The sequence below is a fragment of the Hahella chejuensis KCTC 2396 genome, from assembly GCF_000012985.1.
GTDB lineage: Bacteria > Pseudomonadota > Gammaproteobacteria > Pseudomonadales > Oleiphilaceae > Hahella > Hahella chejuensis.
Map to the genome: position 1 here is coordinate 2,777,373 of NC_007645.1, position 14,695 is coordinate 2,792,067.

A 14,695-nucleotide genomic window follows, 5' to 3' on the forward strand; every position below is an offset into this window, starting at 1 on the left:
GTTGTCGACCAAGTGGATGGCGTTTCCTTCTTCCTCTGCCTTGTTTTGCGTTCATTCTGCATCCCGCGTTAGTTTGAGTGCGCTATTTGTCGTGTTGTATGGGGCTATCAAAATTATCCGTAACTATATGAAATAAAAAGACTTGGTAATCTGCTATAAATATTCATGATTCTGAGCGGCTAAGCCGGACCTGCTTTAGGGGTATTCCGCTATTGTAAAAAACAGCCTTAAGCCTCTTTCTCTTTGTCAGCGAAATTGTTTACAATCCTGTGGCATGCGCCTCTGCAATTATTGCGTTGTCGCCCTTTAGGAGAGAATTGTAAACAATATGGCTGCGCCTGACTCCCGAACTCTTGCTGATCAAGCTTTTGAGCGCCTGCAGACGGCTATTGTCAAAGGCGACATTCGAGCGGGGGAGAAAATAAGTGAAGCAGAGCTGTCCTCAAAATTTGGCTTTGGTAGAGGGCCTCTAAGAGAGGCGCTGCACAGGCTGGAAGGAAGGGGACTGATTGTCCGTAAGGCGCATTCCGGCGCCAGAGTGGTGGCGCTAACCTTCGAGGAGCTGATTGAGCTGTACGAAGTGCGCGAATCCTTGGAAGGTATGGCGATTCGATTGGCTTCAGAGCGTATGTCGCAGGAAGAAATAGACGATTTAAAGCGTCTGATGGACATTCATGCAGAGCAAATCAAGGAAGAGAAGGGGCTCGCCTACTATCAGAAGGAAGGCGATTTCGACTTTCATTTTCGAATTATTTCCGGCAGTAAGAATCGCAAACTCAGCAACATGCTGACAGGCGAGCTATATCACCTGCTGAGGCTATATCGATATCGTCTCAGTACATTCAGCGGTCGACCCGAAAAAGCGTTTCATGAGCACTGGCGTATTATCGAGGCGCTTGAAGAGCGTGACGGCGACTTGGCTGAACTCCTAATGCGGCGGCACATTTCCGCTGCGAGAAACAATTTAATCAAGAAGTATCGCGATGGGGAGTTGCAGCTGTAGCACGCTGTGAGTCGTCCGTCTCTCAATGGTATGCAACAGGGGGCTTATATGTCAGCAGGACGTCGCTTTCGCAAAGCGCTAGAAGATAACCAGCCGCTGCAAATTGTCGGGGCTATCAACGCCTATTGCGCAATGATGGCGGAAAGAGTGGGGCATCAGGCTATATATCTGTCAGGTGGTGGCGTGGCCAATGCGTCATTTGGGCTTCCTGACCTGGGAATGACCAGTATGAATGATGTCCTGGAGGATGTGCGCAGAATTACAGCGGCGTCAGAACTTCCCTTGTTGGTCGATATCGATACGGGGTGGGGCGGCGCTTTCAATATCTCGCGTACGGTCAAAGAAATGATTCGCGCTGGCGCTGCGGCGGTTCACATCGAAGATCAGGTGGCGCAAAAACGCTGTGGGCACAGACCTAATAAAGAAATCGTCAGCCAGGAAGAAATGGTGGATCGTATAAAAGCCGCGGCGGACGCGCGTACGGATAAAGACTTCTTCATCATGGCGCGAACGGATGCGTTTGCTCAGGAAGGATTGCAGGCGGCGATTGATCGCGCAGGCGCCTGCCTGGAGGCGGGCGCTGACGGCATCTTCGCTGAAGCGGTGACGGAGCTGGAGCATTACCAGGCCTTCTCAAATGCGTTAAGCGCCCCGATTTTGGCCAACATTACCGAGTTCGGACAAACCCCGTTGTACAACAAGGCTGAGCTGGCCGCTGTTGGTGTGGCGATGGTTTTGTATCCACTGAGCGCTTTCAGGGCGATGAACCGCGCTGCTCTGAATGTCTATGAAAACATTTTGAGTAAGGGCGATCAGAAGGAAGTGGTCGATTCCATGCAGACCCGTATGGAGCTGTACGATTTTCTTGGGTATCACGATTACGAGAAGAAACTGGATGCGCTGTTTGCGGCGGGAAAAAACAAATAACTCATTAATCGCTGCAAGCATTGAGTTTTCGCTTTGGCGGAACTCTTAAAACAGTCTGATGCAAGAGGAGAATTTACAATGGCGGAAAAAAATATTGGAGGCGCAGGCCTGAGAGGTCAGGTCGCAGGACAGACGGCGCTATGCACAGTTGGGCAGTCGGGGCATGGTTTGACCTACCGGGGATACGGTATTGAGGTACTTGCCGACAAGGCTGAATTTGAGGAAGTGGCCTACTTGCTGTTGCGAGGTAAGTTGCCTAATCAGGCGGAATTGGATGCATACAAAGCGAAACTGAAATCGCTGCGGTCGCTGCCTCAGGCTTTGAGGGAGGTGCTGGAGCGCATTCCTGCTGATGCGCACCCCATGGACGTGATGAGAACCGGGTGTTCCATGTTGGGCGTATTGGAGACCGAAGCCGATTTTTCGCAGCAGGATGACCATATCGACCGCATGTTGGCGCTATTCCCGTCCATCATCTGTTATTGGCATCGTTTTAGTCAGGATGGTGTGCGAATTGAGACGGAAACTGATGATGACTCAATAGGCGCGCACTTCCTGCATATGCTGCACGGCCGCACACCTGACGCTCTGCATGAGAAGGTAATGCACGCCTCTCTTATTCTGTATGCAGAGCATGAGTTCAATGCGTCCACCTTCACTGCGAGGGTGTGCGCTTCCACGTTGTCGGATATCCACTCCTGCATTACCGGCGCCATTGGCTCGCTGCGCGGACCCTTGCACGGCGGCGCCAATGAAGCGGCGATGGCTATGATCGAGAAATTCAAGAGCCCTGACGACGCGGAAGAGCAGATTATGGGCATGTTGGAGCGCAAGGAGAAAATCATGGGTTTCGGTCACGCCATCTATCGTGAGTCCGATCCCCGCAACGCCATTATTAAAAAATGGGCGCAGAAGCTGTCGGAAGAAGTGGGCGATAAGGTGCTCTATCCTGTTTCCGCGCGTTGTGAAGAAGTCATGTGGCGTGAGAAGAAACTGTTCTGCAATGCGGACTTTTTCCATGCTTCCGCCTACCACTTCATGGGCATTCCCACTGAGCTGTTTACGCCGATTTTTGTTATGTCGCGCCTGACAGGTTGGGCTGCGCATGTCAAAGAGCAACGTGAGAACAATCGCATCATTCGGCCTTCGGCGGATTATACCGGTCCGGAATCCGCGGAATGGACCCCGATTGAGCAGCGTCATTAATACGAATAACCAAGTTGAGGAAGAAAGAGAATGGGTGCGAATGTAGATCTGAATGATCGTCCTGATTATGACAAGGTCATTCAGGATATTGCCGACTATGTGCTGAATTTCAAAATCGAATCCCAGGAAGCGCTGGATACCGCAAGAAACTGCCTGATGGACACCCTTGGATGCGGTCTGTTGGCGCTGAGATTTCCGGAGTGCACCAAGCACTTGGGGCCGATTGTGGAAGGTACGGTGGTGCCCAATGGCGCCCGTGTTCCTGGCACTCAATTCCGTTTGGACCCCGTAAAGGCGGCTTGGGATATTGGTTGTATCATTCGTTGGTTGGATTACAACGATACCTGGCTGGCGGCGGAGTGGGGGCATCCCTCCGATAACCTGGGCGGCATCTTGGCGGTGGCGGACTATTTGTCTCAGAAGCGCGTCGCTGCAGGGAAAGAGCCTCTGACAATGCGTGATGTCCTGGAAGCCATGATTATGGCTCATGAAATCCAGGGCGTCATTGCTCTTGATAACAGCTTCAACCGCGTAGGGCTGTGCCACGTGTTATTGGTGCGCATTGCTTCCACCGCTGTGGTGACCAAGCTGAAAGGCGGAGATAGAGAGCAAATTATGGCGGCGGTTTCGCAAGCTTGGGTAGATGGCTCTTCCTTGCGTACATACCGTCATGCGCCGAATGCCGGCTCCCGCAAGTCATGGGCCGCGGGCGACGCGACGTCGCGGGCGGTGCGTCTGGCTGATATCAGCATGCGAGGGGAAATGGGCATCCCTGGCGTTCTGACAGCGCCGCAGTGGGGCTTTTATGACGTTTCCTTCAGCAAGACCGTAGCGGACCAGAAAGTAAAAGCGCCTGAAGATCGCGTATTCAAGTTCCAGAGAGATTACGGTTCATACGTGATGGAAAACGTGCTGTTCAAGATCTCTTTCCCTGCGGAATTCCATTCCCAAACAGCGGCGGAGGCGGCGGTTACATTGCACCCTCAGGTTAAGGACCGTTTGCAGGATATCGATAAAATCGTCATTACGACTCACGAGTCCGCTATTCGCATCATCTCCAAAGTTGGGCCTCTGGCGAACGCGGCGGATCGTGACCACTGTCTGCAGTACATGACAGCGGTGCCCCTGGCGTTCGGTAATCTGGTGGCGGAGCATTATGAGGATGATTTCCATGCGGCGAACCCGATTATCGATGAGCTGCGCAACAAAATGGAAATCGTAGAGGATAAGCGCTACAGCCAGGAGTATCACGAGCCGGACAAGCGTTCCATCGCCAATGCGTTGCAGGTGTTCTTTAAAGACGGAACTTCCACGGATAAGGTTGAAGTGGAATATCCGATTGGGCACCGCCGTCGTCGCGAGGAAGGTATTCCTTTATTGGAGAAAAAATTCCGCGCCAATCTGGCGACGCGTTTTCCTGGTAAACGTTGCGAGGATATCTTCGCCTTGTGTAAGGATCAGCAAAAACTGGAGGCGACTCCCGTTAACGAATTCATGGATCTATTCGTTATCTAGTTCTTGTGAATATGCGCCGCCCGGGTTAGAAGAGGGCGGCGTCAAAATAAAAAAGCGCGAGAATCCGCGCTTTTTTGTGTGCTGGTTTCAGCTAGCCCTACAGGCGCCCGTCCACCGCGTCTTTCGGCAGTACGTATTTGACGTCGAAGAGGACATGGTTGTCTTTGCCGAGTTTGCGGATATTTTCTATACCCATGTCTTTAAATTGCTTGTGCGCCACAGTGAGAATGATGGCGTCGTAATGATTTTCTTTTAATTCTGGAATGACGCGAATGCCATATTCGTGTTCCGCCTCCGCGGGGCTGGCCCATGGGTCGTAGACATCCACGTTGGCGTTATATGACTTAAACGCGCTGATAACGTCGACTACGCGAGTGTTGCGGATGTCTGGGCAGTTCTCTTTGAAGGTCAATCCCAATACCAGGATATTGGCTTCCGCCACATGTTGTTTGCGTTGCGTCATCATGCGGATGACGCGCTCCGCTACATGCTGGCCCATGCCGTCGTTAATGCGACGGCCGGATAGTATGATTTCGGGGTGGTGGCCGACCGCCTGGGCTTTGTAGGTCAGGTAGTAAGGATCGACGCCAATGCAATGACCTCCTACCAAACCGGGACGGAAGGGGAGAAAGTTCCACTTGGTGCCGGCGGCTTCCAATACTTCTAAAGTGTCGATGCCAAGCTTTTCGAAAATCAATGACAGCTCATTGATCAGCGCAATATTGACGTCGCGCTGCGTGTTCTCGATGACCTTGGCCGCTTCCGCCACTTTGATGCTGCTTGCTTTGTGGGTGCCGGCGATAATAATGGATGCGTAGAGTTCGTCTATGTACTGTGCAACCTCGGGAGTAGAGCCGGAGGTAACCTTCAAGATGTTAATGACCCTGTGCTCTTTATCCCCGGGGTTGATGCGCTCGGGGCTGTAGCCGGCGAAAAAGTCCTGGTTGAACGTCAATCCAGAAACTTCTTCAAGTATGGGAACGCAGACTTCTTCTGTTGCGCCAGGATAAACGGTGGATTCGTAAATGACGACGTCATCTTTTTTCAGCACTTTGCCGATTGCGCGGCTGGCTGATTGTAATGGTCTTAGATCGGGTGTTTTGAAGTCGTCGATAGGGGTTGGGACGGTGACAATGTAAACATTACAGGATTGTATATCTTCAAGTTTGCTGCTGTAGGAAAGTTTGTTTGCTTCAGCAAGCAGTTCGGGTTCCACTTCCAATGTGCTGTCTTTACCGGATTTCAGCTCCTCAATACGGGCGGCGTTGATGTCAAAGCCTACGGTGGAGAACTTCTTGCCGAACTCGACGGCCAGTGGCAGGCCAACATAACCCAGGCCCACAACTGCAATTTTTGCGTTCCTCAAATCTGTCATTGGAAACCCTTTAAGCGAGATAGTAGTAGTATTTTATTTAATAAATCGAACTATAATGAGCGTCCGTCGTTAGACGGTCTCCCCGGAAGCCCTTGGCGGTTCCGGGGAAACTCAGGAAACAGCCCGCGCATTCGTTATCGGATCATGCGCTTAAGGCTAAATCATTCAAGACTTCGTTTGAGCTGATTCGCGCATATCGACCATGGCGACAATATCAAGCGAACTCTTGAGAAATTTAGCCGAAGCGCGTCGCCGCGCAAGTATATCGGAAAATACGCGCCAAGATATTTGAATTTAGTTTAACAATACTCTTTTGTATTTGCTTAACTTAAGTTGTCCGAAAAAATTTGATAGCATGAGCGGCCCTCAAGTCTAGGCTGCAAGTCCGTGTTGGTAAGGAGAAAAGGCTTGGCCCACGTACGTATATTCCGGCATTACATACATTTGCCCTACATTATTATGGGCGTCGCGGACCTGGTGGTCTTAGGCGCAGTATTTTACTGTGGCGTTTTCTTTCGTTATTTCGGCGAAATCAATTTTTTCCTCGATAACTATCAGGTCGCTATTCCCGAGGCGCTGACCTTTGCGTTGGTTAACCTTATCATCATGATCGCAATGGGGGTCTATCCCGCCAAAACCCAAGAGGGTATGTCCGGCATGATGTTGAGAACGATATTTTCGATTCTCATGTCCGCCGCAGGTTTGTCCTTTTTATTTTACGTAACTGAATCCTGGTTATGGTATTTCGGCAAGGGCGTTTTGGCGCTTTCCTCGGTCCTGGCGATTTTTATCCTGGGCATCTCCCGCAGTCTGTTCCTGTTTTTCGCTAATGAACAAAGCTTCAAGCGCAATGTTTTAGTGCTCGGCGCAGGAAACCGCGCGAGCAATCTTTACGAGGACTTAAAGGAGCCCCTGGATCGCCGAGGCGTTGAGTTAATGGGGTTTGTGCCGGGGCTGGACGAAGAGCTCAAGGTGCCTGAGCCGAAAGTGTTGAGAATTCCTGGAACTCTGAAGGATTATATTTTGAATCATCCGGTCGATGAGATTGTTATCGCCCTGGATGACCGCAGAAAGAAGCTGCCGCTGGATGACTTGCTTGAATGCAAGATGGAAGGCGTGCATATCGTGGACGCCCCTACGTTTCTGGAGCGCGAAGGCCGTAAGGTGGCGCTTGATCTGATTCAGCCAAGCTGGATGATCTTTGCTGATGGATTCGGGGCGGTTTCCACTCGCAGCATCACCAAGCGCGGCTTTGATATTTTATCCAGCCTGAGCCTGTTGCTCGTGACTTGGCCTATTATGTTACTGACGGTGCTCGCTATTAAGCTTGAGGAAGGCTGGTCTGCTCCAGTGTTGTATAAGCAAGAGCGGGTTGGGCTAAACGGTCGTCCGTTCCCAGTCATGAAGTTTCGTAGCATGAGGGTTGATGCGGAGAAGCATGGCGCCGTCTGGGCGCAGAAAAACGACACTCGCGTGACCCGTGTTGGCGGTTTTATTCGTAAAGTGCGTATCGACGAGCTGCCGCAAATTTTTAATGTTTTGTTAGGAGATATGGCTGTGGTTGGGCCGCGTCCAGAGAGGCCCATTTTTGTGGAAAAGCTTTCGGAAAAGATTCCTTACTATAACGAAAGGCATAGAGTGAAGCCCGGTATCACCGGTTGGGCGCAACTCTGTTTCGCTTACGCCGATAGTGAGGAGGACACCAAGGAGAAGCTGCGGTATGATTTATACTACATTAAGAATCAGAGTCTACTGCTTGATTTAATTGTATTAATTCAGACCGTTGAGGTTATTTTGTTTAAGAAAGGCTCCCGGTAAGCGGGCGCTCGGGTTTTTAACATTGGCATCATTGTTTTGAAGTATTTAGCAGGGCGTAATGTTGGAAAACTATCCGGAAAACCCTGGCTGCTGAAGAGCCGCATTGGATTCAACTGCTGATTAACTTGGGATACTAATGATGAATATTAACGCCTTGAAAATATGCGTTCTGGCATTACTGGCTGTGCTGTTCAGCGCCTGCAGCACGGTTAAGCCTTCCGATAATGCTCTGGTTAGCGCCGCTCTGAAAGATCGGCCTAAGATGCTGGAGTCGTATATTCTGGGGCCTGGCGATGTGGTTAACATTAATGTTTGGCGTAACCCTGAGCTATCAGGAAGCGTGCCAATTAGGCCGGATGGCAAATTGTCTACGACGCTGGTTGGCGATATCGTAGCGTCCGGAAAAACTCCGGCTCAGTTGGCTGAGGAAATCAAGCAAAAGCTGTCGGTATATATCCGTGAGCCTCAAGTCAGCGTTGTCGTCACTGGAATGCAGAGCTATGAGTTTTCCAGTCGCGTACGTGTGACCGGCGCGGTGAAGTCGCCCATTTCCATTCCTTATCGTCATGGAATGACCGTCATGGATGTTGTGCTGACGGCTGGCGGGCTGAATGATTTCGCAAATGGAGACAGCAGCGTGCTGTATAGACAGTACCAAGGGAAGAGCGTGATCATTCCTGTAAAATTAAATGAAATCTTTCAGGAAGGCGACGTGACCACCAACTACGAGTTGAACCCTGGGGATATAATTACTGTTCCTGAGAAGGTGTTGTAATACGACGCGGTTGGGGGCGAAATTGAGTTTGAGACTGAACTTTTCTCTTATGACTATGCTGGTGCAATGATATGGCGGTTCCAATAGATCAGCTACCAAAAGAAGCCTTCAGGGAGATTCGTTCCCGGAAATGGCTGTCGTTCTTTGTTTTTCTTGCTGTCAGCTTCGGAACGCTTGTCGTGGGCGCATTTTGGCCGCAGCAGTTTACTTCGCGCGGAGTTATTTATGTGGACGATCAGAATATAATTCGACCACTGATGGAAGGCTCTGCTCTGACCACCAAAGTCAAAGATCACGTGGCTTCTGTAGAAGAAGTTATGCTATCGAGAAGAGTTCTAACGCGGCTCGCCGAAATGGAAGAAATTTGGGGGACGGTTAAAAGCGAAGCGGCGAAAGAAGGGATTATCAGCAAAATAAGGAATAATGTCGCTGTTAAGAAAACGGGCGCTCCCAACTTTATTGAGATTGAATATAAAGACTCAACTGCCCAAAGAGTGTTTGATGTAACTCGGGAGTTGAGTCAGCTATTTATAGATGAGACTGAAAGTAGCAAGCGGGAAGAAAGCCGCAACGCATACGAGTTCGTTGACAAGCAGGTTAAGGCTTATCAAACCCAACTGCAGGCCTCTGAAGAACGGCTGAAAAATTTCTTACAAGAAAACGTCGATGGTACGGCGGACACGGTTGGCTCCAGAATTTCCTCGCTTGAGCGTCAGCTTGAAGAGGCTGAGTTGGGAATTAAGGAGGCTATTGCGCAAAGGGACGCGTTACAGTCTCAACTGTCTGGTCAATCCAAAATCGTACGCAGGGAAGTTGCTGGAGACGCCTACGAGACGCGGATCGAGGAGCTGAATAAGAAGTTGGATTCTCTTAGGTTAATATACCTGGACAGCTATCCTGATATCATTGCGCTTAAGCAGCAAATCGCGGAGCTGGAAAGGCAGCGTACAGAGGCTCTGTCCAGTGGAAGCGCGTCTGGTTCGCGCTCTGAATCCTCTTTTAACCCAATTTATCAAGAGTTGCAGAGTGAGCTGTCCAAAGCTCTGGCGAATATTGACACGCTGCGAACTAGACAGGCCTCCCTCACCGCATTGTTGGAGAGAGAGCGTACCCGTATGCAGCGTATTCAGGAGAATGAAGCAAAAATCTCTGAGCTTACTCGGGATTATGAAGTCAACAAGAGCATATATGACGATTTGCTTAAAAGACGTGAGAAAGCGCGTGTATCAATGAGGCTCGACGTTGAAGGGCATGGTCTTAGCTATAAGATCCATGAGGCCCCTGCGTATCCCTTGAAACCATCTGGCTTTACATTCCGGCACTTTGCAGTTGCTGGCCTGTTTTTAGGCATGTTGGCTCCTTTTGGTTTGGCTATTGCGTTTTGCCAAGTTGATCCGAGAGTGCGTACAGGATCTATTTTGCAGGAAAATACGGGTATCCCTGTGTTGGCGACCATCCCCTATATTTCCACTCCACTGGAACGGAGAATTGACCGACGCCGTACGAAAGTCATTTTATTCTTGGCTGTGTTGAGTATTGGCGTTTATTTATTGTACGGGTGGATGCGTTATACGGGAGTCGTCTTGTGAGTGATAAGCAAGAGAACACCAAAAATATCTATGATATCGACAAGGGCGTGGCTCGAACCCAGGATCAGTCTCAGAGTACATCTGCGGACAGAGTCTTAGTCCCGAGCTCTCTGGAAATCAAATCAGGTAGCGTAGAGCGCTATGTGATTAGCAAGCAAATCGCCAAAATGAGAGAGCCCTCTCTTTTGTCAGTGGATGACCTGAATCAAAAGAGGATAATTCATCCAGAGTCCCCTGACCGCGCTATTATCGACAAGTTTAGAGAGCTTCGTACGCGTCTGTTGGAAATCAGTAAGGGAAATAACTTTACCTTGGCTGTTACAGGCGTAACTGAAGGATGTGGGGCTTCTTTTGCGGCTGTAAACTTAGCTGCCGCATTTGCGCTGGATAGCAGTAAGACGGCTTTGATTATAGATTGCAATTTGAGGGAGCCCTCGCTTCATAATATTCTCGATCTCATGCCTGACCTGGGCGTTACGGACTTTATCGAGGACCCCGATATGGATATAGCATCAGTTATATATCCAACGGGCATTAAAAGATTGCGCCTGATTCCAGCGGGTAGCAGGAGGGAATCTTCTGGGGAGTTTTTTACTTCTTTTCGTATGAGGCAGTTTCTGCACTCGCTAAGAAAGCGATATCCTGATCGCTTTATTATTCTGGACACACCTTCAATTGCAGTGTCGCCAGATGCGCGGATTATTTCCGAGCTGTGTGATTTGACATTGGTTGTCGTACCTCATGGAAGGGTTACAGAAAGTCAGATTGTATCCGCTGTGTCGTCGATTCCTTCGCAGAAATGCGCTGGAGTCCTAGTAAATGGCTAATTTTAGTTCAAAAAATCTGTCTTATTTCATGTAACCACCATAAGGATCTGTCCCTTCATGGATTACCTTATTCCATTTAAAAAAAAGCCGACGCTCTTCGCTCTGGTTGGCGTAAATCTATTGTGTGCGCCATTGGCCTTACGTGCAGATCCGCTGGAGGTTCGCCTCAGCGCTACGCATGAGTATTCAGATAATGTTACGAAGACGAAAGAAAAGAAAGATGACACCCTAACCAAAGTGGGCATCAACTTAGGCCAAACTCTTTCAAAAGGAGCGTATGCAAGCTCATTATCGGCGGACTTCGGTTTTGAGCACTATTGGGGAGACACCTTTGGCGATGAAGTCACCACAGAGGTTACTTATAGTGGAAAGTATAATTTCTCCCCCGCATTATCATGGTCTCTCAAGGACGAGCTTACCGAAGATGTACTAAATAGCAGTACGCCAACTACTCCGGATTCAAGGGTGCGTAAGAATGTCCTTACTACCGGTCCAAGTTATCGAGTCGCGATGACCTCCGAGGACGATCTGGTTTTAGGGGCGAATTACAAACAGATTGACTTTGAAAGCAATACTGCCGTTGACAGTAAAAGGCAATCGGCTACGGCTGATTATATGCACCGCTTTGCCAGTGCTTTGACATTTACTTGGAGTAACAGTGGTGAATGGGCAAAGTTAGATAATGAGACGGATCTTGAAACATTGGAGTCAGAGTTACGCTTTAGCAAGAAATATAATGACCTTACTACCAGTTTAGGGGTCGGTTTTACTAAGCTAAAAAGTGAGCGGGCTAACGTTACCAATGAGTCAGAGGATGTTACAGGCTCATTTAATGCAAATTACCAGGCTTCAGCGGCTTTAGGGCTTTTCTATTCTTACAAGCGTACATTGACTGACAGTGCTTCAGAAACGGTGTTTCAGCTTTTCGAACGACCTATTTCGTTTGGTTCCAGTGATAGCGTTCTCTTGCAAGAGCATGTTGCTGGAGCAAGTTACACTCCAAATGTCAGAGATACTTTTCAGTTAACAGGTGTTAGCAGCACTGAGGAAAACGAGGGTGCTAGTACTAAAGATAAAGAGCACTCTTTGTCTATTAGTTGGTCACATAACGTCAACTCCACTTGGAGTTGGTTTGCTTCATCAGAGTATACGAATAAAGAGGTTGGCGTCCGTAATGCGGACGAAGACTCGTACGATCATACGCTGAGGCTTAATCATAAATGGTTTAAGAACTTCAGCTCTCGTTACTACGCTGAGTATGAAGTTAAAGATTCTTCTGATGGAGCAAATGAGTACGATGCGCTGACCGTTGGAATCGGCGTGGACTACGTCCCCAATTTTTAATCATATAGGTGGTTGTCTTGCAGAACGCCTTAACTATAGATGTAGAGGATTATTTCCACGTTGCGGCGCTAGCGGAATCAATTAGCGTTGATGAGTGGTCGAATCGAGAGTGTCGCGTGGAAAAGAACACGCGAAATTTACTTGAGTTATTTGACAAGAAAGGTGTGAAAGGCACTTTTTTTGTTTTGGGGTGGGTGGCGGAAAGATATCCTCATATTGTCACTGATATTCATCAGGCGGGCCACGAAGTGGCCTCACACGGCTACAGCCACCAATTGGTTTACTCGCAGACTCCAGAAGTATTCAGGGAAGAAACCGCCAAATCCAAAGATATTCTGGAAAATATCATTCAGCAGCCAGTAGAGGGATATCGGGCGGCGAGTTATTCAATAACCGCCAAGTCCAAGTGGGCGCTGGATATTTTGTGTGACTTGGGGTTTAAGTGGGATTCAAGTATTTTTCCGGTAAGGCACGATCGGTATGGGATGCCAAATACGCCGGAAGATCCCTACATACTGCAAGCGCCAAATGGCAAGCAGATTGTTGAGTTTCCCTTAACTACTTGCCCGATTGGTAAATATAGACTGCCTATTGCTGGCGGCGGCTACTTCAGGTTGTTTCCTTATTGGCTTACGCGTTGGGGACTAGGGCGGGTAAATAGTTTGGGACGAAGTTTTATCTTTTACTTGCATCCATGGGAAATTGATCCGAAACAGCCGCGAGTCAAGGCCAGTATGTTGTCTACGTTTAGGCACTACAATAACCTGGATGTGTGCTTTTCCAGGTTGGAGGCGTTGCTGGATGACTTTTCTTTTACTACGGTTTCAGAAGTACTTAAGGCCCAGTCTATCGACTCAGTTCCAGTTGCGGTTTAACGCCTGTTATGAATGATACATATAACTTAGACAGCCTGAAGTCGAGAGAAGATCAACTTAAGGCGCGCAAAGGCGAGCTGTCGCGTTTAATTGGCGAAGCTAAGAAAAATGGCTCCGATGCGAATGAACTCATTGTTGAAATGGGGGCAATATCAGCCGAATTTAAAGAAGTAGCGGCTCATATCAAGACGCTTAAAAAAGCGCAACGCCAGCAGGGTGACTGGTCGAATGATGAAATGCTTACGGATGGCCAGCAAGATAAGGCTAAGCAGGCAGAGAAGCTACAACAGGTTATTGAAGAGGTTTCCTCTGCGCCACAGATCCTAAGTCTTGCAACAAAAGCATTTCGCGTCGTGGAAATAGACGCTGAACCGGGCTTGCGTGCATCTTGGGATGATTACGTTGACCAGCATCCGCAGTCTTCCCCGTATCACAAGATATGGGTGAAATCGTTCGTTGAGTCAGTGTACGGTCACCCATGCCGCTTTATTTGTGCGCTTGACGAGACAGACAGGATCGTCGGTGTTCTGCCGCTTACTCAATTGAACAGTCGTCTATTTGGAAATTTTATTGTCTCTGCACCGTATTTTAACTATGGCGGTATTCTCGCGGACAGCAGGCAAGTCGCTCAAATACTGCTCGCTGATGCTGTGCGCTGGCGTGACCAAGTTGGAGCAGGGCATATTGAATTACGGCATTTGACGCCATCCAGCCTGAGGTTGCCGCAACGAACAGAAAAGCTGACATTCTGGCTTGCGTTACCACAGCAGGAAGATGATTTGTGGTTGAGCTTTAAACCAAAGGTTCGAGCACAGATTAAGCGGCCGCAAAAGGAAGGCGCTGAAGTTACCATTGGTGGCGCCGAGTTACTAGACGACTTTTATGCGGTGTTCTCAAGGAATATGAGAGATCTTGGTACGCCGGTTTATGGCAGAAACTTTTTTTATGGTTTCCTTAGTTCATACGGAGAATCTGCTAGAGTTGTCATAGGCAGGTTAAACAAGACTGTAGTCGCATGCGCAATTGTTATTGGACATGGGCGACGCATGGAAATTCCCTGGGCTTCTACGCTTCAGGAGGCTAATAGCTCTGGAATTAATATGCTGATGTACTGGGAAATACTTAAGTTCAGTATTCATCAGAAGTATCAAATATTTGATTTTGGGCGCTGCACTGAAGGCAGTGGCACCTATAAGTTTAAACAGCAGTGGGGGGCGACTCCCGTCAGGTTGCATTGGGACTATTGCCTGGCGGAAGGTAGGGACGCGCCCAAATTGAACCCGGATAATCCAAAGTTCAAGTTGGTTATAGCAGTTTGGAAGAGGCTTCCTGTTTGGCTCACTAATATGGTGGGCCCTTTGCTGGTCAAGTACTTGCCATAGGCGGTTGAGAAACTTTTACCGCGTCGAACCTAAACTGCAGAGTAAAGTAATGAGTAGCA

General features: G+C 49.0%; 12 protein-coding genes. 11 read left to right on the forward strand and 1 reads right to left on the reverse strand.

Annotated features, from left to right (window positions below):
* The first annotated feature begins 328 nt into the window (after nucleotides 1-328).
* The 4 genes from HCH_RS12245 (at nucleotide 329) to prpD (ending at nucleotide 4,651) form a co-directional block, all read left to right on the forward strand.
* A complete protein-coding gene (locus HCH_RS12245) occupies nucleotides 329-1,003 on the forward strand; it encodes a GntR family transcriptional regulator (protein ID WP_011396564.1) in 675 nt (224 codons plus the stop codon).
* A 48-nt stretch (nucleotides 1,004-1,051) separates the two neighbouring features.
* The gene (prpB, locus tag HCH_RS12250; RefSeq protein ID WP_011396565.1) at nucleotides 1,052-1,930 is read left to right on the forward strand and encodes a methylisocitrate lyase; all 879 of its coding nucleotides are present in this window, start codon (nucleotides 1,052-1,054) and stop codon (nucleotides 1,928-1,930) included.
* 78 nt (nucleotides 1,931-2,008) lie between these two features.
* The gene (gene prpC, locus HCH_RS12255; protein WP_011396566.1) at nucleotides 2,009-3,136 is read left to right on the forward strand and encodes a bifunctional 2-methylcitrate synthase/citrate synthase; all 1,128 of its coding nucleotides are present in this window, start codon (nucleotides 2,009-2,011) and stop codon (nucleotides 3,134-3,136) included.
* 30 nt (nucleotides 3,137-3,166) lie between these two features.
* The gene (gene prpD, locus HCH_RS12260) at nucleotides 3,167-4,651 is read left to right on the forward strand and encodes a 2-methylcitrate dehydratase (RefSeq protein ID WP_011396567.1); all 1,485 of its coding nucleotides are present in this window, start codon (nucleotides 3,167-3,169) and stop codon (nucleotides 4,649-4,651) included.
* A gap of 97 nt (nucleotides 4,652-4,748) precedes the next feature.
* Here the strand turns inward: prpD and tviB are convergent, their stop codons facing one another.
* Nucleotides 4,749-6,026, reverse strand: coding sequence for a Vi polysaccharide biosynthesis UDP-N-acetylglucosamine C-6 dehydrogenase TviB (gene tviB / locus HCH_RS12265; protein WP_011396568.1), 1,278 nt, complete (start codon nucleotides 6,024-6,026; stop codon nucleotides 4,749-4,751).
* 408 nt (nucleotides 6,027-6,434) lie between these two features.
* On the opposite strand from tviB, the gene HCH_RS12270 reads away from it, so the two are divergent.
* The 7 genes from HCH_RS12270 (at nucleotide 6,435) to HCH_RS12300 (ending at nucleotide 14,636) form a co-directional block, all read left to right on the forward strand.
* Entirely contained in the window at nucleotides 6,435-7,844 is a 1,410-nt protein-coding gene (locus HCH_RS12270) for a TIGR03013 family XrtA/PEP-CTERM system glycosyltransferase (protein WP_011396569.1), read from the forward strand.
* A 136-nt stretch (nucleotides 7,845-7,980) separates the two neighbouring features.
* The gene (locus HCH_RS12275) at nucleotides 7,981-8,619 is read left to right on the forward strand and encodes an XrtA/PEP-CTERM system exopolysaccharide export protein (RefSeq protein WP_011396570.1); all 639 of its coding nucleotides are present in this window, start codon (nucleotides 7,981-7,983) and stop codon (nucleotides 8,617-8,619) included.
* 71 nt (nucleotides 8,620-8,690) lie between these two features.
* Nucleotides 8,691-10,208, forward strand: a complete 1,518-nt coding sequence (locus HCH_RS12280; protein ID WP_011396571.1) for an XrtA system polysaccharide chain length determinant — start codon at nucleotides 8,691-8,693, stop codon at nucleotides 10,206-10,208.
* On the forward strand, nucleotides 10,205-11,035 hold the full coding sequence (locus HCH_RS12285; RefSeq protein ID WP_011396572.1) for an XrtA-associated tyrosine autokinase: 831 nt from the start codon (nucleotides 10,205-10,207) through the stop codon (nucleotides 11,033-11,035). The genes HCH_RS12280 and HCH_RS12285 overlap by 4 nt, the downstream gene beginning before the upstream one ends.
* Before the next feature lie 57 nt (nucleotides 11,036-11,092).
* Nucleotides 11,093-12,379, forward strand: coding sequence for a hypothetical protein (locus tag HCH_RS12290; protein ID WP_011396573.1), 1,287 nt, complete (start codon nucleotides 11,093-11,095; stop codon nucleotides 12,377-12,379).
* An 8-nt stretch (nucleotides 12,380-12,387) separates the two neighbouring features.
* Nucleotides 12,388-13,254 (forward strand): XrtA system polysaccharide deacetylase, encoded by an 867-nt coding sequence (locus HCH_RS12295; RefSeq protein WP_202945303.1) that lies wholly within the window; start codon nucleotides 12,388-12,390, stop codon nucleotides 13,252-13,254.
* Between the two features lie 8 nt (nucleotides 13,255-13,262).
* The gene (locus HCH_RS12300; protein ID WP_011396575.1) at nucleotides 13,263-14,636 is read left to right on the forward strand and encodes a FemAB family XrtA/PEP-CTERM system-associated protein; all 1,374 of its coding nucleotides are present in this window, start codon (nucleotides 13,263-13,265) and stop codon (nucleotides 14,634-14,636) included.
* The last annotated feature ends 59 nt before the right edge of the window (nucleotides 14,637-14,695 follow it).